Source organism: Lachnoclostridium sp. An169 (assembly GCF_002160525.1).
GTDB classification, from domain to species: Bacteria; Bacillota; Clostridia; order Lachnospirales; family Lachnospiraceae; genus Mediterraneibacter; species Mediterraneibacter cottocaccae.
In genome coordinates, this window is sequence record NZ_NFKT01000001.1 from 25,680 (window position 1) to 47,224 (window position 21,545).

Below are 21,545 nucleotides of genomic sequence, written 5' to 3' on the forward strand. Positions count from 1 at the left end.
GAAGAGACATGGAACAGATGAGAGCAGCAGGATTTCCGGAGGGATTTCTCTGGGGAAGTGCTTCTGCCGCCTATCAGATTGAAGGCGGATGGAAGGAAGGAGGAAAAGGGATGACGAACTGGGATGCGTTTGTGCGCATCCCGGGCAAGACTTACAAAGCTACTACAGGGGATGTGGCAGTGGATCACTATCACAGATACAAAGAAGATATCGCACTGATGGCGGAGATGGGACTGAATACATACCGCTTCTCTGTCTCCTGGGCCAGGATCTTCCCTGAGGGGACCGGGGAGGTCAACGAGGAGGGAATAGCTTTTTACCAGGATATCATTGACGAGTGCCTGAAATACAACATAGAGCCCATGGTGACTATTTACCACTGGGATCTGCCCCAGGCCCTTGTCGATGAGTATCAGGGGTGGGAGAGCCCCCGCATCATCGATGATTATGTACATTATGCAAAAACGCTGTTTTCTAGGTTTGACGGCAAGGTGAAGTACTGGATCACTCTGAACGAGCAGAATATATTTACTTCGCTGGGATGGCTGACAGCCCAGCATCCGCCGGGTAAATTTGATGACCAGAAAATGTTCTACCAGGTCAATCATCATGCGTTTATGGCTCATGCAAAGGCGGTGTTGGCCTACCGGCAGATGGGAGGAAAGGGACAGATAGGGGCGAGCTTTGCCTACACCCCCTCCTATGCCCTGGACTGCAAGCCTATCAACGCTATGGCAAAAGCCAACTACGATGACCTGAAAAACTACTGGTGGATGGATGTATATGCATACGGGCGTTATCCTGTTGCGGCGATGACATATCTGAAGAAAAAGGGGATTGCGCCGGACATAGCTGATGGAGACAAGGAGATTCTCAGACAGGCGGCATCACAAATCACGTTTATGGGCGTGAACTATTACCAGAGCTGTGTGTGCGAGTACAATCCCATGGATGGAGTCACTCCCTACGGGACTATGAACACGACCGGTGTTAAGGGCTCTGCCCAGGAGCTGGGGATGCCAGGGATTTACAAAAATCCGGCCAATCCGTATCTGATGACCACAGACTGGGACTGGAGTATCGATCCTTCGGGACTTCAGTTCTGCTGCAGAGAGATTACGAGCCGCTATGCGCTGCCCATAGTCATCTCTGAGAACGGACTGGGAGCATTTGACAAGAAGACTGAGGACGATCAGATACATGACGAGTACAGGATCTGCTACCTGAAAGAGCATATCAAGGCGCTGGGAGAAGCTGTGGAGGAGGGCTGCCAGGTACTGGCCTACTGTACCTGGTCCTTCACTGACCTTTTGAGCTGGCTGAATGGATATCAGAAGCGATATGGTTTCGTTTATGTGGACCGGGAAGAAGAGGAGGGTGGCACACTGAACCGCTTCAAAAAGGACAGCTTTTACTGGTACAAAAAAGTTATTGAAACAAATGGGAAAGAAATCTTTGAAGAGGAGTAAAATACAGAAGATTTATTCTTGACAGGACCGCTAGACAGGTGTGAGACCTCGATAAAAGTCTATTATTATAAATTAATCATGTAATAGAGTAACAGGCGGTATTTAGTTCCACCTGTTACCGTTCATGATTATGCACTTTTTTCTTCAGTCGGACAGGCTGCTCTTTCCTGCGTTCCATTTCCCGTGCAATTCGTTTTTGATAAGTACGGTCATGAAAAGCTTCTGGATCTTCACCGAGCCGATCGTCTATGTCACTGACAGACTCATGAAACAGGGAAGCATCGAATTTCTGTCCCATCGTGGCATATAATTTCTGATAAACCTGATCCCTGATCATATCTCTTTCGTCAACTCTTGCATCGAACAGCTCCGCAGATTTTTCGGGACTGACATCTGCTTTGATTTCCTGATACTTTTTTTGATTTTCTGTCAGCTGATCAGATAAGTTGTCATACTGGGCATCCAGTTTCTTTAAAAAGTCTTTCTGATTTTTAAGAGCGATTTCACTCGTCTTTATTTCGGATTCATTGTGAAAGTAATTATCACAGATAAGCCGTTCTTTCTGCGACAGCAATTCTTCAATATCCTCAGTAAGAGTTGTGATCTTCTGGCTGATCTGATAGTACTGTACCGGCTGCAAAAAGCTGAGTTTCTTTTTCTGTGCCTGAAGAGACTTCTTTTCTGTCTGCTTTGTCCGGATTGTCTTTGTGATAGCTTTGTATTTCTTCAAAACCGGTGTAATCATAGAAATCCATTCTCTGGTGGAGGATGCCTGCATACGGTTATGGAACAGATAGTAACGGATCATGATCATAGTGCCCCGGAGCTGCTCCAATCGTTTTGCGACGGAATGGATATTTTCGCTGACTGTCTTTGTTAGTTTCTCTACCTGCCGTTTTAATTCCCGGAAGAGTCGATTGTCTTTCCGAATCTGGCGGTTGATCTCACAGCGGTCGGAAATCAATCCTTTCTTCTCCATATCTCTTGCATGGTATCCCTCATGGATGGTAGGCTGTTCATCACGTCCCTGATCAGCAAAACTACGGTGATCTATCCGGGTGTCGATCTGATGTTCCTGTAAAGTATGGTTGACTGCATCTGCCCATGCTTTCCGCCATTCTCGAAGCTGTGCTTCGCTGTTCCACTGTTCTGAAACAGGATTCTGTCTGCCGAAACGGGTGCTTTTCGGATGTTTGTCTGCTCGGATATAACCATGTTCCTGGGCTGCTGAAGGTGCCATATATACCTTTTTTTTTCCGACTTTATAAGGATATTGCTTTTCCCACCCCTTTGTCTGAGCATCTTTAAATTCGGAGGCAGTAAAGCCTTTTTCTTCCCCATTCCTGATGCAGAGGTATTCTTTCTGTGTTTTATACTGCCAGGTTCCGTCAGTTTCCAGCGGGCGGACGGTTAGCAGGATATGGGCGTGGGGATTATGACCGTCTGTGTCGTGGATCGCAAAGTCAGCACACATTCCCATATCGACAAAATTATTTTGGATGAAATCACGGAGTAATGAGATTTGTGCCTTCCTTGGCAGTTCAATGGGAAGTGCTACAACAAATTCTCTGGCAAGCCTGCTGTCTTTGGTTTTCTCGGCTCGTTCCACGGCATTCCAGAGCTGCTCCCGATCTTTCCATTCTGGTGAAGCCTTTGGAGGGAGAAGGACTTCCTGAAAAATAAGTCCCTGTTTCCGGGTATAATCATGCTGGACACCATCGTAATCATTATACATGCGACTGCAACTAAGATAGGCAGAAGCAGCAACGGCGGAACGGCCTGCGCCACGGCTGACCACTTTTGCCGACATATGGTAAATTGCGATAACGATCATCTCCTTCCTGTGAATATCGCTGTACTATAAAGGAGCATGGTTGTTTCCATGTTTTTCTACAGAAAAGCTGCCGGTGGCAGGTTTTCTCAGACAGCCATCTCCGGCTGGAGGATCCTGCCGGAAAATTTGCCGGTGTTCTTCCGGCAGGTGTATCCGCCGGAGTCTGGCGGATGGATGGCTGCATAGCCGGTGCTGCCTGCCAGCAGCGGATAGCCCTCGGCAGAGCGCACGAGCCCGACCAGCGGGAGGGATACCACCGCTTCACGGGGACCCCGCAAAGCCTGCTTTGTGGGGAGAGGAGGAGCAAGGTGGCGTCCGTAGTTTCCGCCGGAGGCGAAAACGGAGGAAAGCGGACTTTGCGACGACGAAGTGGTGAGTAAGTGCGCCCTTCGGGAATAAAAACATGCAGAGCTATTGCTGCTTAAGAATGTTTCTGTAAATGGAGCAGAAGAAAATGCCGAAGCTCCTCCGTTGTCATCTCCCGGACTTCCGGTACAACACGTTCCAGTTCCGCTCCTTCCAGGATCAGACGCCTTGTCCGGGCGCTCCGCTCTTTTTTCCGGTCTCTGGCCTGGGCAGCCTCCATCCGGTGTTTTGCCTGCAGTAACTGCTTTTTTGTTTCTTCTGTTGATAATTTTTCCATAAAAGTTCCTTTCCGGTATCTGTCCGGTACCGGCTGTGCCGTGTTCCGGTACTGATACCTGTGTGCGTGTGAGGTCTTGATCTGACCGGTATGGTTTTCCTGTTCTTCTGGTATGCTATTTCCTGTCCACGGTGTCAGATTGGAACAGTTTCCGTACTGCTTTCAGGTTAGAAGCGGCATTCATCTCCCGTATATTCTGACGGCTGATCTTCACGGGAATACAGCGCTCCAGTATGCGGTCATAAATTCTGGCGTGTGCCAGATCCTGCGGTTTTTTCAGCTCTTCCAGAGTCAGATTTGTTGTGATGATTATGGGTTTCCTGCTCCGGTAACGGCTGTCGATGACACTGAATACCTGCTCCAGGGCAAACTCAGAACTGCGTTCTACGCCAAGGTCATCGATGATCAGCAGGCTGTATTGATTGAAGCTTTCAATGAACCGGTTCCGGTCATCGGAGTACATCCCGGTCAAGGTGTTCAGGATGCGGGCAAAATTGGTCATCAGAACCGGCACGCCCTGTTCCAACAGTGCGTTAGCGATACATCCGGCAAAAAAGGATTTCCCTGTTCCTACATCTCCCCAGAGCAGAAGCCCCAGAGACTTTTCTTTCATCTCCTTCCAGTGGGCGACATACTCATGTGCTTTCCGGATTTCCGGATTATAGCCTTTGTCATTGGAAAAGTTATAATCCTGCAGCGCTTTGTCCTGCAGGCCGCTGGCTTTGAGCCGTGAGATATGCTCCAGGAATTCCCGCTGTTTCCGTTCTTTCTCCTGCTGTTCGTATGCGTCCTGCTGACAGCGGCACCGTATGGCCGGACGGAATTCTTTCCCGCCAAGCTGGACTCTGCACTGCCGCGGCGTATGGCATTTGGAACAGTAAATGAGCCCGTCCGCTTCGTTTAAATATTCGTCCTCTTTTAAGGTCATAGGCTTTCCTCCTCCTTGCATTCATATTTCCGGTCGGAACCGGGGCCGTAAGGAATGCGGTTTCCCCGATCCCATCGGTTTCTCTCTTGATATTTGTTCTTCTTATTTTTACTACCGGACAGATTCCTGTCTTTCTGACAGACAAGATCCTGTCTCTCTGACAGACAGTTTTCTGTCTCCCTGATGGACAGTTTTCTGTCTGTGGACGGCAGGGCATCCGGATACTTTACATAGATGCGGTTAGGACGTCCGATCCCCTGACGCTTTCGATAAATGAGCTGTTTTTCTTCCAGTGCTTTCAGCGCCGTTTTGATGGTCATTTCGCTCTTATGCATGGCGTCTGCCAGAGAGGGTATGGTGAAGAAGAGGTATACATGGCCATTTTCATCCGTCCATCTGTCATTCTTCTGTGACAGCCTTGCCCGGTCGAGCAGGATCATGTAAAGGATCTTTGCTGTCTCATTCAGATCATCTATTTCCAGTAAAAATTTTGGGAATACCAGATAGTTCAGGATCTGGCTGCCCGGCGTGAGAAACTGTGTCATGTGCTTCCTCCCCTCATATGACAGGTTCAGGGACTACTCGCCCAGAAAATCCCAGTCCACATCGGCGTCAGGGTCAGTCGCCGGAGATTCTGCAGGGGGAACGGCTGCATTGGACTTTGACAGCCCGGCCATGCAGCCGGCCAGAAAGGCTGGAAGTGCTTTTTCCATAGACTTCTCCACCGCAGAGACGATCTGCTGTACAAACTGTTCTTCCCGCTCCCGAGTTTCCAGATAGGGATCTTCCCGGCTTTTGTAATAGCGGTCAAAGTAATCTACCAGAGCGGCGGCGATCACCTGACTGTAGGATTTGAATCCCTGCCTGTCCATAGTCTGGAGATACTGCCATGCCTGGGCAGGGATCTCCTTGTCCAGGTTAAACCGGACATTGGTGCTTCGGATTCTGTCTGTCATGGGCGCTCCTTCCTGCGGAGAGCGGCAAGCGCAAGAGCTTCATATCCTTTTGCCGTGGCACAGATATCATCAATGATCGTTACCCGGCTTTCCTCATACCGCCCGAAGTTTCGGATCAGACAGCCACCGCCGCCCACAATATACAGCCGCATGAGATCCGGATTGTATTCATACCGGCGCAGGGTGGTAAAAATATCTGCCACATACTGCCTTGCCGCAGAGGTGATACAGTCCAGATAAGGTTTCCCGATATCAGCAGTACCGTGGCGGAATACCTGTTCAATCGTTGCTTCATTGATCCTGACACCGAAGGTATCCATGACTGCATTTCGTGCTGCGGTCATGCACTGGCTGACACCGAACTTTTCTGTCCAGCAACGGCTCTCCACGGCCTTTTTGTTGTTGATATACAAAATGTTCATAGTACCGTTCCCGATATCTGCCAGAAGATTTGTCCCTCTGAAATCTTTGAGACGGCTGACAACGGCAGGGTATCCCTGGGGATACAGGCTGCATCCGGCCAAGCGGATGTGATACTCTTTTTTGTTGAACCGATAGGTTACTTCCGGATTACGGAGCAGATAGCTTCGGAATTCTTCCCGCTGTCTGCGGATCCATGTGAGTGGAAGTCCGGCCGCAAGATGAACGTCTGCTTCCCGGATGCCGTACAGGTTCAGCTCCCTTGCCACAGCCATCAGCGTGAGCAGGTAATAGTCCTCATCCGCAGCTTTGTCCGGGATAAATTCCTTGTGGCAGTCCCCAATCCGATAGTACATCCCGCCGTATTCCAGGATGTTGCCGGAGAAGATCGGTTCGGTCTCATAGGCTGTCACGCTGCTTTTTGTGACAGTACCGGCGGTCTTAATATTGCCGTAGCCGTGATCCACGCCGATGATCATGAGATTTTTAAATTCTTTCATGCGTCTTTGCACCTCCCTGATTTGTCTTTTTGCTCATAAAATAAATCCTCCTTTCTGCAGATTTGTCTGGAAAGCAGCACCGGTTTTAAAGAAATGGTGCTGTATTCACTGCAAGTTCATTCTACTGAAAGAAGGCTATAAGAACATTGAGAGGGGATTGAGCGGAAATTGAGCAAAAGAAAAGCACCGGTTTTCAGAACCGATGCCATGTGATTTCGCCGGGATAATCCGCGGATTTATTGTGAGCATAATTGAAGATCACTGTTTTAAATGGTCCTGATCCATGTCTGAGGTGCCAGCGGGAATAATAGAGATTCATTTCAAGGGAGGTCGGCGTGCCGTTGATCCGGTTATGTTCCTGTTCGATGGCTTTGACCGTATCATCTATATCATGATATTTGTAAATCACAACTTTTATTTCCGTCTCCCGGGTATTTTCACTGCTAAATGACATACTGTTTACAACAACGTAGTCAGGCAGGCTGATATAATAACAGGCTGCCGATAATAGAATGACGGAAATAAGTAGAATGATCATTTTTCGCTTCATTTTGTCAACCTCGCTTTTTAATAGGGAATAACTATATAGTACCTTACTATATAGTGAATTACTACATAAAGAATTATCAAATATACTTTGTATTGAGGTGAGGCGAATGAATTATGGTCATCTGGAAATGCGAATAGAAGAATTGTTGAAAGAAAAGGGAATCAGCAAGAATACGATCTGCCGTGACTTGGATATTCCAAGAGCAAATTTTAACAGATATTGCAGAAATGAATTCCAACGGATAGATGCAAATCTGGTCTGTAAATTATGCAGTTATCTGGACTGTGAGATTGGAGAACTGATCGTATATGTAAAAGAATAAAAAGCCTGACGGATTTCCTGCTTTTTTGTCTCAATCATATCCGGTTCCCCATTATATACCCCTTCATAGATAGCCAGTGCTTTTTTAAAATGAGAGGTAGCCTGTTTGACTTCACCTGTAATCAGGCAGATACCGCCCATTGTTTCCTGAACTGTGGCGTAATCCAAGGTCTGGTCAGAGTTCAAGTCCCGGATCATCCGGGATAGTTTTTTCAGAGCGGAGAGCCCTATTTCCGGCTGCCCCATTTCAGTAAGGAGAACGGCATAGTTCGCAGTCTGGGCAATACTGTCATGGTAGTAAAGAAGATCATACTGTTCCAGAATCCGAAGCCCCTGCTCCATAGACTGCTGTGCCAGATCCCGTTTCCCTGCTTCTTTGTAAAGCCCGCCCAGATTGGAGCAGAGATTGGAAACAAGGTGAGCATTTTCTTCTGAGATCTCCGGGAACAGGGCGATGGCTTCCTTTTCCAGTTTAATGGCTTTTTCTGTTTTATCTTCACAGGCTGCACGATAATCCAGAAGAAGCGCCCGGTCTGTGCTGCGTCCGACAGTTTCGTCCGTAAGTAGCCCGGATAATTTGCCGATGACTAATTCCATCCCGGCTGTATAGTGGTATTTTTCCATGTAGGGAAATACATCTTCCAGAAAACTCAAATAAGCCGGCGTATTGTCATCTGCAATCTCCCGGATGATGTTCTCGATGGTCAGAAACAGCGGTTTGTGCCAGGTGACGTCACGTCCATGGAATAGACAGATGGTCTGCAGGCTGTTAAGCAGTACAGCACTGTTATTCATTGACGGTCTGGTCTCGTCAACTGCCACTTCCTGTATCATAGGATGAAGAGAAATCTGTCTTGCGGACTGTGTCTGTACAAAGCCTTTTTCAATCAGGTCATTGATTCTGTTCATGTCCGGGAGTTTCATCCAGTTCGCATACAGCCGTCCGCTGATTCCACTGACGGGAGTAAAAATCAGTCCCCGCATAATATCAAGTTCTTCTTCGGAGAGGCGATACAGAGAAAACAACGTATGTATATGGTCATAATAGGTAGCTTTCCGACTTTGCCCGTCTTTTACGATATCAATGGTATCTGTTGCGCCAAGGGCAGATTTTTCAATCTGTAGCCGCGCCAGTAATTCCTGTGGCTCCAGGATGCCCGTTTCCAACAGCCGTGCGGATAATTCTACCGCCAGTGTATGGCTGTGAACGGCCTGAATAATCTGCTCCAGGATAAACTGTTCCCTCTCTGCATCTGAGTAGAAATATCCCATTAGTGACAATAAAGCATCAGGATCAGATATTTCTCCAAGATTGAAAGATGCATAGTTGTCAAAACGGCTTCGGGTAGTAAATAGGATACGGCAGCGGTATTTTAACAGTACGGAGAAGAAGGCGTCTTTTCCGGCTGTAGTATTAAAGTTGTCTATGATAAGCAAAGTATCTTCTTTTAGTGACCGCAGGAAACGGTTGTGTTTGCGGAAACGGTCTTCTTCCGTGTCCTCCGGCAGATCATCCACAAAGTCCAGATCAATGATATCCTGCCGCAGATCACCGCTGTAGGTCAGATACAAAATATTTGTATAGTCTTTTCTGTAAGCTCTTGCATATGCTTTGGCAAGCTCGCTTTTCCCGATACCGGCAATCCCCTGCAGAAAAATGATCCGCTTTTCTGAAATTAATTCGTGAAGTGTGGAAAGCTCTTGATTCCTTCCGCAGAAATGAGCACACGCCTTGGGAACTTCTCCGTTATAAACAAAATCACTGATTACCGGAGACAGTGTTCCGGCAGCAAGCAGTTTTTTGGTGGCAGCGTTCCTTTTAACAAATGTCCGTTCCATTCCAAAGCAAAGAACAGACGCAAGAAAAGCAGCCTGTTCTTCAGAAGTATGACACGGGTAATCCTGAGTAAGCTGTTCTTTTTTCTGATCGGAAATAGTTCCATCCTGTATCAGGATCTTGTAGATTTCCTGTATTGCCATTGCGCTGTCACACATTAGCGGCAGAATATTTGTTTCTATATCATCAGCCAGACGGTTCCTGTTGTCTGTATGGAGATAATATCCGGAGATGCGGGGGCTGATCCGTGCCTGTCCGTTAAACCAGCGGCAGACAAGACCGTTGTCAAAATCAAAGTCCTGTGAAGATTCCTCTTCAAGAAAACCTTCAAACAATTCATAAAGCAGATCAATCTGATTCATTCCTCTGTCATCGCCGATATATTTGCGAACCGTGGTAATGATTGAACTGAAATCGCAGCGTTCCATATATTTCCTCCTGATCCTGGTCAATTTATGCTCAAACTGCGCTCAATGAGCTTTTGCAAACTCCCTGATAAGATGGTATCACAAAGAAGTTTTAATGCGTTTCTTCTATATATTATAACATCAAATTTAATGTGATGATGCAGAAAAAGGAAACAGTCTCCGGAAGAATAGCGGACAACTTCTCGTTCATAAACTGAAATACCGGGGAGGTGCGTGGTATCGCAAGGAAAAGTGCTCCGATCCATGTGATCGTTCATTATCCGAAAACAGAAGAGGGCAGACATGAGCTGGCAGTCCGGGCGGCAGGCGTCCACGCTGATATGGTCGGTCAGTATATCAACAGGTTGAATTGCCCCTCTGAACAGAAAATACAGTTGATTGATGAGATCATCCATTCAGCTGTCAAAGAAAAAACAGACTGACGATCTGGGTTCAAGATGGTCAGTCTGTCGAAGTATGACTTCAATTATTCAAATGTTATTCTGATTTGATGCATTCTGGTTGGCTAAGAGCACTTCACGAAAATATTTTTCCCAGGTAAGCTTAAACATTCTTTTTTTATCTGATTCCCAGTTCCGGTAAGTATTTGGATTCACATGCAGCATTCTCGCAAAGGGTTTCTTCTTTAACCCCATTTTTTCCCGGCACTCTTTTAGCATTTTCCCCTGACCTTTATATAAGAAAAGATTGTATTCATCCAGAAGGTCTTCAACCGGGATATGATAGAAGTCTGCCAGCCTGTCCACCACTTCTTTCGGGTAGTAATCTACATATCCTACTTCATAATCTATATAGTGCCCTTTGGAGATCCCGATCTGTTCTGCAACCTCTTTCTGCATCAGCCCCATATGATGGCGGCACCAGCGCAGACGGTCAGGAACGTTTTGTATTTCTTCATAACTGTGATACTGCTGATTAAACTGCTGGGCTTCCCGGAGCTTGCGGGGAGCGATCAGCCGGAATGTATGGATGCACAGAGGCGCGTACTGTACAATGCCGTCTTCTGTTCTGCACATGAGATAATTTTCATCTGAAAACTTTGTAAATACCTTCCAATGTGACTGCAATCCTTGCTGGGGGATTTTTCCCGGGAGTAAAACCGCATTGGCGATAGGATAGCATTTTCCACACAGCGGGAGGCATAGGCGGCCAGACGGTTTCCTTTATCCGGATTGAAAGTGACGACTGCTTTGATCAGTCCGATCGTTCCGATGGAGATCAGATCCTCAGGATCCTCCTCAAGGTTCTGATACTTCTTGATGACATGGGCTACAAGCCGGAGATTTCGTTCGATCAGGATGTGCTTTGCCTCGAGGTCTCCCTCAGTATATCTCTGGATGTAATACTTTTCTTCCGCAGGAGTGAGGGGATTGGGAAATGATTTCAAGACGGCACCTCTTAGCACATTTGATATAGTTTATGTAAAAGTGTCGGAAATTGTGCTTTTCCAACAAAAATGTCCCTTTGGAGAAAAAAAGATTGACAGTACGCTCTGCGTGGAGTATGATAACAGTACATTTCCGGGTGAGTCTTACCCGGCGATCATTTCCGGCTGGTTCAGCCAAGTTTTCAGAAGCTGGTTTGCCGTAAGGTTTATTGACGACTGAAAAAGCGGTTGTGGTGGACTGCATTTACTTTTGCTACGGAACAGGAAACTCATGGAAAGGAGTGCAGGATGAGTTTCAGCACAGTTTTATCCGCGGCTGTGGACGGGCTTGCGGTGGAGTTTGTACACGTGGAGACAGATGTGTCCAACGGGCTTCCGGTATTTCACATGGTAGGATATCTGTCATCAGAGGTAAAGGAAGCGGGGGAGAGAGTACGCACGGCGGTAAAGAATACGGGGCTCGCTTTCCCGCCGAGGAGGATGGTAGTAAACCTTTCGCCTGCCACAGTGCGCAAGAGAGGGGCGTCCTTTGATCTGCCGATTGCGGTGTCGGTTCTCATGGCGCTAGGAGAGATTGATCCGCTGCGCGCGGAGGGATGTCTCATCATAGGAGAACTGGGACTGGACGGGAGCGTGAGGAAGGTGCCGGGGGTCCTGCCTGTTGTCATGGAGGCAAAAAAGCGGGGAATCCTCTGCTTCATCCTCCCCGGTGACAATGCGGCGGAAGGCGCCCTTGTGGACGGAGTCAGCATTATCGGCGTCCGGACCCTTATGGAGGTAGTCGGCTGCCTTCGGGACACGGCGCCCTTAGAGGCTATTGCCGGGCGGCAGCGGGAAGAGAAGGAAAGAAGGGGGCGGAAAGCAGGCAGTGGCTCACAGGAGGCGGATAACCAGTCCCCGGCGCCGGACGGACAGGGTGCGGAGGCGGATTTCTCACAGGTACGGGGGCAGGAGAATGTGCGCAGAGCAGCGGAGATTGCAGTGTCCGGCGGGCATAACCTGCTTCTCATCGGACCTCCGGGAAGCGGAAAGTCTCTCACGGCCCGGTGCATCGCGGGCATTCTTCCGCCGCTGACCATGGAGGAGAGCATGGAGATCACAAAGATATACAGCGTCATGGGGATGCTGGATGAAGAACAGCCCCTGATCCGCCACAGGCCTTTCCGGGAAGTGCATCACACGGCGACCAGGGCAGCGATGATCGGCGGCGGAATGGTGCCAAGACCCGGGGAGATCAGTCTCGCAAGCGGCGGAATTCTCTTCCTCGACGAACTTGCGGAATTTCGCAAAAGCGTGCTGGAGGTTCTGCGGCAGCCCCTGGAGAACCGGGAAATCCAGATCTCGAGGACTTACGGAAAGTACACCTTCCCGGCAGATTTCATCCTTGTGGCAGCCATGAATCCCTGTCCGTGCGGATGCTATCCGGATCTGGACAGGTGCACCTGCACTCCCTTCCAGATTCAGAATTACTTAAGCCGCATCAGCCAGCCTTTCCTGGACCGCATCGACCTGTGTGCGGAGGCGGCAAAGGTAAAGTACGGCGATCTGACCGGTGGAAAGCCTTCGGAAAGCTCGGCGGAAATCCGCAGGCGGGTCTGTGCGGCCAGAGAGGTGCAGAAAGAACGGTACCGGGGAAGCAGAATCCGGACAAACGCCATGCTGAGAGGTGCGATGCTGGAGAAATACTGCGAACTGGGCGAAAAAGAAAAAAGGGTAATGGAACAGGCATATGAGGTGCTGGGACTGACCGCCAGGGCATACCACCGGATACTGAGGACTGCGCGCACTATCGCGGATATGGACGGAGAGGAGAAGATCCGGGAGGAGCATCTCTGCGAGGCAGTGGGATACAGAACTGTGGACAGAAAATACTGGGGAGGCAGACTGTGATGGAAGAGAAAGAGAACAGAGGGACAGAGACAAAGATCGCACCGGAGGAGTACTGGCTTGCAGGGATCCGGAAGCTTCCGGGAAGAAAAAAATATCTCCTCAGGCAGCAGTTTAAAAATGCAGAGAATGTTTATTATATAGAAGAAACAGAATTATCGAAAATTCAGTTCTTGACAGAGGCGGAGCGCAATACAATATTGCAGGCGAAGAAGGACAGGGGATATGCCGGAGAATATGAAAAGATGAAGGAGAAAGGCATCCGGTTCATCCCGTATTTTTCGCCGGAATATCCGGATAAACTCCGGGAGATTCCCGACTTCCCCTATGCCCTCTATGTCAGGGGAACCCTGCCGGACTGCAATTCGAGGAAGGCGGCGGTGATCGGGGCGAGGCAGTGCAGTCCCTACGGAGAAAAATATGCCGTGGAATTTGCAAGGCAGCTTGCGGCGGGAGGTGTGGAGATTATCAGCGGCCTGGCACGCGGGATTGACGGAATGGGACAGCGGGGCGCTCTTATGGGAGGAGGCAGGACATATGCTGTGCTTGGATGCGGGGTGGACATCTGTTATCCGAGAGAGCATATCGGGCTGTATGTGGATATTCTGGAGCAGGGCGGAGGCATCCTGTCGGAACTGCCTCCCGGTTCCCCGCCCCTTCCGCAGAATTTCCCCGCCCGCAACCGGATCATCAGCGGACTTTCCGATGCGGTCCTGATCATGGAGGCAAGGGAGAAAAGCGGGTCGCTGATCACGGCGGACATGGCGCTGGAACAGGGGAGAGATGTTTACGCCCTGCCGGGACCGGTAAACAGCGCCTTAAGCTGCGGCTGCAACCGGCTGATTCAGCAGGGCGCGGGGATTTTACTGTCCCCGGAAGCACTTCTGGAGGAGTGGGGGATTTCCGGAGGCAGGAAAGGGAAAATGAACGACAAAAATCAAAAAGTGCTTGAAAGTACAGAAAATTTGGTGTATAGTTGTCTCGGTTTGTTTCCGAAGAGCGTGGACCAGCTGTCTGCAGAGACAAAGCTTGGGGTAAAGGAGCTTATGCGGATACTGGTTTCCCTGGAACTGCGGGGATATATCAGAGAAATATCAAAGAATAATTACGTATCCGTGTGAAAATTTCCGCACGGATATATAGAAAAGGCAGCAGGGCTGCCGGATGGAGGAGTAAGGTATATGGCACACTATCTGGTTATCGTGGAGTCGCCTGCAAAGGTAAAGACGATTAAGAAATTTCTGGGAAATAATTATACGGTAGCAGCTTCCCAGGGGCATGTCCGCGACCTGCCAAAGAGTTCGCTGGGAATCGACATCGAGCATGATTACGAGCCCAAATACATCACGATACGGGGAAAAGGAGACATCCTTGCAAATCTGAGAAAAGAGGCAAAAAAATCAGACAAAGTGTATCTTGCAACCGACCCTGACCGGGAAGGAGAGGCAATTTCGTGGCATCTTGCAGCGGCGCTGAAACTGGATGAGAAGAAGATGCGCCGGATCACATTTAACGAGATCACGAAGAATGCGGTAAAAGCTTCGCTGAAGAATCCAAGGGACCTGGACATGGATCTTGTGGATGCCCAGCAGGCGCGGCGTGTCCTGGACCGTATGGTGGGATATATGATCAGCCCGATCCTCTGGGCAAAGGTAAAGCGCGGCTTAAGTGCGGGAAGAGTCCAGTCTGTCGCCCTGCGGCTGATTGCGGACCGGGAGGATGAGATCAATGCGTTCATTCCGGAAGAGTACTGGACGCTGGATGTGATCCTCAGAGTGAAGGGGGAAAAGCGCCCTCTTACTGCCAGATTCTACGGCACGGAGAAAGAAAAGATGACGATCCGTTCCAGGGAAGAACTGGATCAGATCATGAAAGCAGTGGAAAACGCACAGTTTTCCATCGCGGATATTAAAACCAGTGAGCGGATCAGAAAGGCGCCTCTGCCGTTTACTACCAGTACGCTTCAGCAGGAGGCGTCCAAGGCGCTGAATTTCGGAACCCAGAAGACCATGCGCATCGCGCAGCAGCTCTATGAAGGCGTGGATATCAAGGGAAACGGCACGGTCGGTGTCATTACCTATCTGCGTACCGATTCCACGAGAATTGCCGAGGAGGCGGATGCGGCTGCGAGAGAGTACATTGCTTCCACTTACGGGGAGAATTATGTGGCGGCAGGCAGCGGCACAAAAAGTACCGGAAAGAAGATCCAGGATGCCCATGAGGCGATCCGTCCCACGGACATCACGAGGACGCCGGCTTCTCTGAAAGATTCTCTTACAAGGGATCAGTTCCGGCTGTATCAGCTGATCTGGAAGCGTTTTGCGGCCAGCAGGATGCAGCCTGCCCGCTATGAGTCCACGGCGGTGAAAATCGGTGCCGGCGGATACTTCTTTACGGTTTCCACGTCGCGGCTTGTCTTCGACGGATTCCGTTCGGTCTATACCGAGGCAGAGGAAGAGAAGGAAGAGAGCAATGTGCTTGTAGGCCATCTGAACAGGGATTCTGTCCTGACGAAAGAAGAACTGGAGTCAAAACAGCATTTCACACAGCCGCCGGCGCACTATACGGAGGCGACTCTGGTGAAGACGCTTGAGGAGCTGGGAATCGGGCGCCCGAGTACCTACGCGCCCACTATCTCCATCATCCTGGGGCGCCGTTATGTGACGAAAGAGGCGAAGAATCTCTACATTACGGAGATCGGCGAAGTTGTAAACAATATGATGAAGCAGTCTTTCCCGAGCATTGTGGATGTGAATTTCACCGCCAATATGGAGGGGCTTCTCGATATGGTCGAGGAGGGGAAGGTGCCCTGGAAAGAGGTAATCCGCAATTTCTACCCGGATCTTGAGGAAGCGGTGAAAAAGGCGGAAAAAGAACTGGAGACGGTCAAGATCGAGGATGAAGTGACCGATGTGATCTGCGAAGAGTGCGGGCGCAACATGGTGATCAAATACGGTCCCCACGGGAAATTCCTCGCCTGCCCGGGCTTCCCGGAATGCCGCAACACCAAGCCCTATCTGGAAAAGATCGGCGTCAAGTGTCCGGTCTGCGGAAAAGACATTGTGATCCGCAAGACGAAGAAGGGCAGAAGATATTACGGGTGCGAGAACAATCCGGAATGTGATTTCATGTCATGGCAGAAGCCGTCTGACCAGAAATGTCCGGAGTGCGGCAGTTATATGGTTGAGAAGGGAAGCCGTCTTGTTTGCGCGAACGAGCAGTGCGGATATGTGACTGCTTTGCCGAAAGAGAAAGAGTAATTGTATTGATTATTTGCGAATTGTATGATAATATATGAATATCTGACGATTTGTCGCAAATTTTATACACAATTTTTCAAATATACCAAAAAATGGAGGAAATGATGAGCGTACAACTATTGGATAAAACGAGAAAAATCAATAAGCTGCTGCACAACAACAATTCCAGCAAGGTTGTCTTTAATGATATCTGTGCTGTCCTGACGGAGATACTGGATTCGAATGTCCTTGTGGTAAGCAGGAAAGGAAAGATCCTGGGAGTGAGCAAGTGCAGCAGGGTGAAGGAGATCCATGAGCTGATTACCGAGTCGGTGGGATCCCATATCGACAGTATGCTCAACGAACGCCTCCTCAGCATTTTGTCCACGAAGGAAAATGTCAACCTTGAGACCCTGGGATTTTCTCCGGATTCTGTGGAGGGATACCAGGCGATCATTACGCCGATCGACATCGCGGGGGAGAGGCTTGGCACACTGTTTATCTACAAGCAGGACGCGACCTATTCCATCGACGATATCATCCTGAGCGAATACGGAACCGCCGTGGTCGGTCTGGAGATGCTCCGCTCCGTAAATGAAGAGAATGCGGAGGAGACGCGGAAAGAACATATTGTCCAGTCGGCGATCAGCACGCTTTCGTTCTCGGAACTGGAAGCGATTATACATATTTTTGATGAGCTGGGCGGCAGCGAGGGAATCCTGGTGGCCAGCAAGATTGCAGACCGGGTGGGAATCACAAGATCTGTTATTGTGAATGCGCTTCGCAAGTTCGAGAGTGCGGGAGTGATCGAATCCCGCTCCTCGGGAATGAAGGGAACTTACATTAAGGTGCTCAATGATTATGTGTTTACCGAGTTAGAGCGGATCAAGAAAGAACGGATGTAGGCAGGAGGAAAAGCATATGTATGAAGGCAATCCCGTAGACCTGCAAATGGAAAAAGTGATTTCGGCGGACGGGATCTTTGACGATTCCACCCGCAAATGCCAGGTATACAAATACGAAGTGGAAGAGGACTACATCTATCTGGAACTGAAGGAAGACGACCTGACGGCCATCTCTCTGGATGCCAGATACCGCTGCTATATTTCCACCAGAACCGAGCTGCTGTACTGCACGGGAGTGGTGAAGGAGAGATACCGCTGCGAGGACCGGAATCTTCTGAAATTCCGGATTAAAAACGGTTTTTATAACGTCACGGAAGAAAGACGGGGAAAAGAGCGTGCTTTTTAAGTGCGCTCTTTTAAAATACAAAAAAACAGGAAACTGTTTGTAAAAAAAATTTAAACTGTGTTGACAAATGGAATCCGGAGTGCTATTTTATATTCATGAGGTTTAGCACTCGATTGAAATGAGTGCTAATAAACAAATTTCAAGGAGGAATTACAATGAAGTTAGTACCATTGGGTGACAAAATTGTTTTAAAACAGTTAGAAGCAGAAGAGACAACAAAATCCGGCATCGTTTTACCGGGACAGGCAAAAGAGAAACCGCAGGAAGCTGAAGTTATCGCAGTAGGCCCGGGCGGAAATATAGATGGCAAAGAAGTTGTTATGCAGGTTAAAGTGGGAGATAAGGTAATTTACTCCAAATATGCAGGAACAGATGTAGAGCTTGACGAGGAAGAATATATTATCGTAAAACAGAGCGATATTCTGGCAATCGTTGAGGATTAATAAATTTAAAATAGGAGATGTATAGAGATGGCAAAGGAAATTAAATACGGAGCTGAGGCAAGAGCAGCTCTTGAAAAAGGTGTAAACCAGCTTGCAGATACGGTTAAGGTAACACTTGGACCGAAAGGAAGAAATGTAGTTCTTGATAAATCATTCGGCGCACCGCTGATCACAAACGACGGTGTTACAATCGCAAAAGAGATCGAGCTTGCAGACGGATTTGAGAACATGGGAGCACAGCTGATCAGAGAAGTGGCTTCCAAGACAAACGACGTGGCCGGCGACGGTACAACGACAGCTACCGTTCTCGCTCAGGCAATGGTACATGAGGGTATGAAGAACCTGGAAGCAGGAGCTAACCCGATCGTCCTGAGAAAAGGTATGAAGAAAGCAACAGACAAGGCTGTTGAGGCAATCCAGAACATGAGCAGCAAAGTCAAAGGAAAAGAGCAGATCGCCAGAGTAGCGGCTGTATCTTCCGGAGATGAAGCAGTAGGCGAGATGGTTGCAGACGCTATGGAGAAGGTTTCCAATGATGGCGTTATCACAATCGAGGAATCCAAGACAATGCAGACAGAACTGGATCTGGTAGAAGGTATGCAGTTCGACCGCGGATACATTTCCGCATATATGGCAACTGATATGGAGAAGATGGAAGCTGTTCTGGAAGATCCGTACATCCTGATCACAGACAAGAAGATCTCCAATATTCAGGATATTCTTCCGCTGCTTGAGCAGATCGTACAGTCCGGAGCAAGACTGCTGATCATCGCTGAGGATGTAGAGGGCGAGGCTCTTACAACTCTGATTGTCAACAAACTGCGCGGAACATTCAACGTAGTTGCTGTAAAGGCACCTGGATATGGCGACAGAAGAAAAGAGATGCTTCAGGATATCGCTATCCTGACAGGCGGACAGGTAATTTCCGAGGAACTCGGACTTGACCTGAAAGAGACAACAATGGAGCAGCTCGGACGTGCAAAATCCGTTAAAGTTCAGAAGGAGAACACAGTGATCGTTGACGGCTGCGGAGACAAGGGCGCAATCAACGACAGAATTGCACAGATCAAGAAGGCAATCGAGGAGACAACTTCTGATTTCGACAGAGAGAAACTGCAGGAGAGACTTGCAAAACTGGCAGGCGGCGTAGCAGTAATCCGTGTAGGAGCAGCTACAGAGACTGAGATGAAAGAAGCAAAACTCCGTATGGAGGATGCTCTGAACGCTACAAGAGCTGCTGTTGAGGAAGGTATCATCGCAGGAGGCGGCTCCGCATATATCCATGCTGCAAAAGAGGTTGCAAAACTGACAGACGAGCTGGAAGGAGACGAGAAGACAGGTGCGAAGATCATCCTGAAAGCTCTTGAGGCTCCGCTGTATCAGATCGCTGCAAACGCAGGACTTGAGGGTGCGGTTATCGTAAATAAAGTAAGAGAGTCAGAGCCGGGTATCGGATTTGACGCTTACAAGGAAGAGTACGTAGATATGGTAGAGAATGGAATCCTTGATCCTGCCAAAGTTACAAGAAGTGCTCTTCAGAACGCTACCAGCGTTGCTTCCACACTGCTTACAACAGAGGCTGTAGTCTCCACTATCAAAGAGGAAGCTCCGGCAGCTGCAGCAGGCGGCGCAGGCGGAATGGGAATGATGTAATTCATTCGGCGATGTCCGCAGGCGAATGTCATAAACATTAATATTATAAAATCCGGGTACATCCCTTTCGCGGGGAATACCCGGATTTTTTTGTCCGGATTCGGGCGGACCGGGGCTGGGGCTGCGCGGGGACGGAGAAAGCCTTCTGTTTTACGTTTTGCTTCTTAAAAAAGCTGATTTATAAGCACAGCTTAAAAATAAGGTTTAAAATAAATCAGGACAGGAGAGGCATGCGAATCTGGAAAAGTCTTGACATATCCGGGGATTTTCTGTAGTATATCAGTTAAATATTTACATATTTATATTGATTTCCAAGAAAGAGAGGTAGAGATGGATATGGGAAAAATTATTGGCGAAGGAATTACGTTTGACGACGTTCTGCTCGTTCCTGCGTATTCGGAAGTGATCCCCAATCAGGTGGATCTGTCAACATATCTTACGAAAAAAATAAAACTGAACATTCCGATGATGAGTGCCGGAATGGATACGGTTACGGAGCACCGCATGGCGATTGCGATGGCGCGTCAGGGCGGTATCGGTATTATTCATAAGAACATGTCGATAGAGGAGCAGGCCGAGGAAGTAGATAAGGTAAAAAGGTCGGAGAACGGAGTCATCACAGATCCCTTCTATCTCTCTCCTGAAAATACACTGGAAGATGCAAACAATCTGATGGCGAAGTTCAGGATCTCCGGAGTGCCGATCACAGAAGGCCGCAGGCTGGTGGGCATCATCACCAACCGTGACCTGAAGTTTGAGGAGGATTTCTCCAAGAAGATCAAGGAATCCATGACTTCAGAGGGACTGATTACGGCAAAAGAGGGAATTACTCTGGAAGAGGCGAAGAAGATCCTGGCAAAGGCGAGAAAGGAGAAACTGCCGATCGTTGACGACGAGGGCAATCTGAAAGGCCTGATCACCATCAAGGATATCGAGAAGCAGATCAAGTATCCGCTCTCCGCAAAGGACTCCCAGGGAAGACTGCTCTGCGGAGCGGCAATCGGAATTACGGCGAACTGCCTGGATCGTGTGGCAGAGCTGGTTAAGGCGAAAGTGGACGTGGTTGTTATGGATTCTGCCCACGGACATTCCGCCAACGTTCTGAGAACTGTCCGCATGGTGAAGGACAAGTTCCCGGAGCTTCAGGTTATTGCGGGAAATGTGGCTACAGGTGAAGCGACAAAAGCTCTGATTGAGGCCGGAGCGGACGCTGTTAAGGTCGGAATCGGACCGGGATCCATCTGTACGACCCGTGTGGTTGCCGGAATCGGTGTTCCGCAGATCACGGCGGTTATGGACTGCTACGCTGCGGCGAAAGAGTACGGCATCCCGATTATCGCGGACGGAGGAATCAAATACTCCGGAGACATGACAAAGGCGATCGCAGCAGGCGCCAACGTCTGCATGATGGGAAGCATCTTTGCAGGCTGTGACGAGAGCCCGGGAACATTCGAACTCTATCAGGGAAGAAAATATAAGGTATACCGTGGCATGGGATCCATCGCTGCCATGGAAAACGGAAGCAAGGACCGCTATTTCCAGGAGAATGCAAAGAAACTCGTTCCTGAGGGTGTGGAAGGCCGTGTGGCATACAAGGGTACTGTTGAGGATACAGTATTCCAGCTTATGGGCGGACTCCGCTCCGGTATGGGATACTGCGGCACACCGGATATCGAGTCGCTGAAGGCGAACGGACGCTTTATCAAGATTTCTGCGGCGTCACTCAAGGAGAGCCATCCGCATGACATCCATATCACAAAAGAGGCGCCGAACTACAGCGTGGACGAGTAAAATACAGG

Annotated in this window: 21 protein-coding genes and 1 pseudogene; 11 read left to right on the plus strand and 11 right to left on the minus strand. The window is 49.0% G+C overall.

Features of this window, described 5'->3' with window-relative positions; genetic code table 11:
- Positions 1-8 precede the first annotated feature (8 nt).
- Positions 9-1,469, plus strand: a complete 1,461-nt coding sequence (locus tag B5F07_RS00140) for a glycoside hydrolase family 1 protein (RefSeq protein WP_087159265.1) — start codon at positions 9-11, stop codon at positions 1,467-1,469.
- Between the two features lie 115 nt (positions 1,470-1,584).
- Here B5F07_RS00140 and mobQ read toward each other — a convergent pair whose 3' ends face one another.
- From mobQ to B5F07_RS00180, 8 genes are all read right to left on the minus strand, one after another.
- Entirely contained in the window at positions 1,585-3,294 is a 1,710-nt protein-coding gene (mobQ, locus tag B5F07_RS00145; protein ID WP_087159518.1) for a MobQ family relaxase, read from the minus strand.
- 95 nt (positions 3,295-3,389) lie between these two features.
- Positions 3,390-3,581 (minus strand): hypothetical protein, encoded by a 192-nt coding sequence (locus B5F07_RS00150; protein ID WP_087159266.1) that lies wholly within the window; start codon positions 3,579-3,581, stop codon positions 3,390-3,392.
- Positions 3,582-3,724: 143 nt separating this feature from the next.
- Positions 3,725-3,946: a DUF3847 domain-containing protein gene (locus tag B5F07_RS00155; RefSeq protein ID WP_071144372.1), complete on the minus strand. Its 222-nt coding sequence runs from the start codon at positions 3,944-3,946 to the stop codon at positions 3,725-3,727.
- A gap of 115 nt (positions 3,947-4,061) precedes the next feature.
- On the minus strand, positions 4,062-4,874 hold the full coding sequence (locus tag B5F07_RS00160) for an ATP-binding protein (protein ID WP_242972376.1): 813 nt from the start codon (positions 4,872-4,874) through the stop codon (positions 4,062-4,064).
- Positions 4,871-5,419 (minus strand): replication initiator protein A, encoded by a 549-nt coding sequence (locus B5F07_RS00165; RefSeq protein ID WP_087159268.1) that lies wholly within the window; start codon positions 5,417-5,419, stop codon positions 4,871-4,873. The genes B5F07_RS00160 and B5F07_RS00165 overlap by 4 nt, the downstream gene beginning before the upstream one ends.
- Before the next feature lie 33 nt (positions 5,420-5,452).
- Complete coding sequence (locus tag B5F07_RS00170) at positions 5,453-5,830, minus strand: adenylate cyclase (protein ID WP_087159269.1); 378 nt, start codon at positions 5,828-5,830, stop codon at positions 5,453-5,455.
- Positions 5,827-6,750 carry a ParM/StbA family protein gene (locus tag B5F07_RS00175; RefSeq protein WP_087159270.1) on the minus strand — a complete coding sequence of 308 codons (924 nt, stop codon included), beginning with the start codon at positions 6,748-6,750 and terminating at the stop codon, positions 5,827-5,829. Before B5F07_RS00175 ends, B5F07_RS00170 begins: the two co-directional genes overlap by 4 nt.
- A gap of 193 nt (positions 6,751-6,943) precedes the next feature.
- Complete coding sequence (locus B5F07_RS00180; RefSeq protein ID WP_242972377.1) at positions 6,944-7,300, minus strand: hypothetical protein; 357 nt, start codon at positions 7,298-7,300, stop codon at positions 6,944-6,946.
- A gap of 127 nt (positions 7,301-7,427) precedes the next feature.
- Here B5F07_RS00180 and B5F07_RS00185 point away from each other — a divergent pair, with 127 nt between their 5' ends.
- On the plus strand, positions 7,428-7,622 hold the full coding sequence (locus tag B5F07_RS00185; RefSeq protein ID WP_330397696.1) for a helix-turn-helix transcriptional regulator: 195 nt from the start codon (positions 7,428-7,430) through the stop codon (positions 7,620-7,622).
- Here the strand turns inward: B5F07_RS00185 and B5F07_RS00190 are convergent.
- Complete coding sequence (locus B5F07_RS00190) at positions 7,574-9,886, minus strand: tetratricopeptide repeat protein (protein ID WP_330397682.1); 2,313 nt, start codon at positions 9,884-9,886, stop codon at positions 7,574-7,576. The genes B5F07_RS00185 and B5F07_RS00190 overlap by 49 nt on opposite strands.
- A gap of 209 nt (positions 9,887-10,095) precedes the next feature.
- On the opposite strand from B5F07_RS00190, the gene B5F07_RS00195 reads away from it, so the two are divergent.
- A complete protein-coding gene (locus B5F07_RS00195; RefSeq protein ID WP_207744723.1) occupies positions 10,096-10,308 on the plus strand; it encodes a hypothetical protein in 213 nt (70 codons plus the stop codon).
- Positions 10,309-10,356: 48 nt separating this feature from the next.
- On the opposite strand, the gene B5F07_RS00200 is transcribed toward B5F07_RS00195, so the two are convergent.
- The gene (locus tag B5F07_RS00200) at positions 10,357-10,902 is read right to left on the minus strand and encodes a helix-turn-helix transcriptional regulator (protein ID WP_087159271.1); all 546 of its coding nucleotides are present in this window, start codon (positions 10,900-10,902) and stop codon (positions 10,357-10,359) included.
- 44 nt (positions 10,903-10,946) lie between these two features.
- A pseudogene (locus tag B5F07_RS00205) lies at positions 10,947-11,273 on the minus strand (sigma-70 family RNA polymerase sigma factor); the annotation flags it as partial.
- 288 nt (positions 11,274-11,561) lie between these two features.
- On the opposite strand from B5F07_RS00205, the gene B5F07_RS00210 reads away from it, so the two are divergent.
- The 8 genes from B5F07_RS00210 (at position 11,562) to guaB (ending at position 21,537) form a co-directional block, all read left to right on the plus strand.
- Entirely contained in the window at positions 11,562-13,163 is a 1,602-nt protein-coding gene (locus B5F07_RS00210; RefSeq protein WP_087159272.1) for a YifB family Mg chelatase-like AAA ATPase, read from the plus strand.
- The gene (gene dprA / locus B5F07_RS00215) at positions 13,163-14,281 is read left to right on the plus strand and encodes a DNA-processing protein DprA (RefSeq protein ID WP_087159273.1); all 1,119 of its coding nucleotides are present in this window, start codon (positions 13,163-13,165) and stop codon (positions 14,279-14,281) included. Before B5F07_RS00210 ends, dprA begins: the two co-directional genes overlap by 1 nt.
- A gap of 60 nt (positions 14,282-14,341) precedes the next feature.
- Positions 14,342-16,420, plus strand: coding sequence for a type I DNA topoisomerase (gene topA / locus B5F07_RS00220; protein WP_087159274.1), 2,079 nt, complete (start codon positions 14,342-14,344; stop codon positions 16,418-16,420).
- Positions 16,421-16,524: 104 nt separating this feature from the next.
- The gene (gene codY / locus B5F07_RS00225; protein WP_087159275.1) at positions 16,525-17,304 is read left to right on the plus strand and encodes a GTP-sensing pleiotropic transcriptional regulator CodY; all 780 of its coding nucleotides are present in this window, start codon (positions 16,525-16,527) and stop codon (positions 17,302-17,304) included.
- A 16-nt stretch (positions 17,305-17,320) separates the two neighbouring features.
- The gene (locus tag B5F07_RS00230) at positions 17,321-17,650 is read left to right on the plus strand and encodes a hypothetical protein (RefSeq protein WP_087159276.1); all 330 of its coding nucleotides are present in this window, start codon (positions 17,321-17,323) and stop codon (positions 17,648-17,650) included.
- A gap of 155 nt (positions 17,651-17,805) precedes the next feature.
- Positions 17,806-18,093: a co-chaperone GroES gene (locus tag B5F07_RS00235; RefSeq protein WP_087159277.1), complete on the plus strand. Its 288-nt coding sequence runs from the start codon at positions 17,806-17,808 to the stop codon at positions 18,091-18,093.
- 27 nt (positions 18,094-18,120) lie between these two features.
- On the plus strand, positions 18,121-19,746 hold the full coding sequence (gene groL / locus B5F07_RS00240; protein ID WP_087159278.1) for a chaperonin GroEL: 1,626 nt from the start codon (positions 18,121-18,123) through the stop codon (positions 19,744-19,746).
- A gap of 336 nt (positions 19,747-20,082) precedes the next feature.
- Positions 20,083-21,537: an IMP dehydrogenase gene (gene guaB, locus B5F07_RS00245; RefSeq protein WP_087159521.1), complete on the plus strand. Its 1,455-nt coding sequence runs from the start codon at positions 20,083-20,085 to the stop codon at positions 21,535-21,537.
- Positions 21,538-21,545 lie beyond the last annotated feature (8 nt).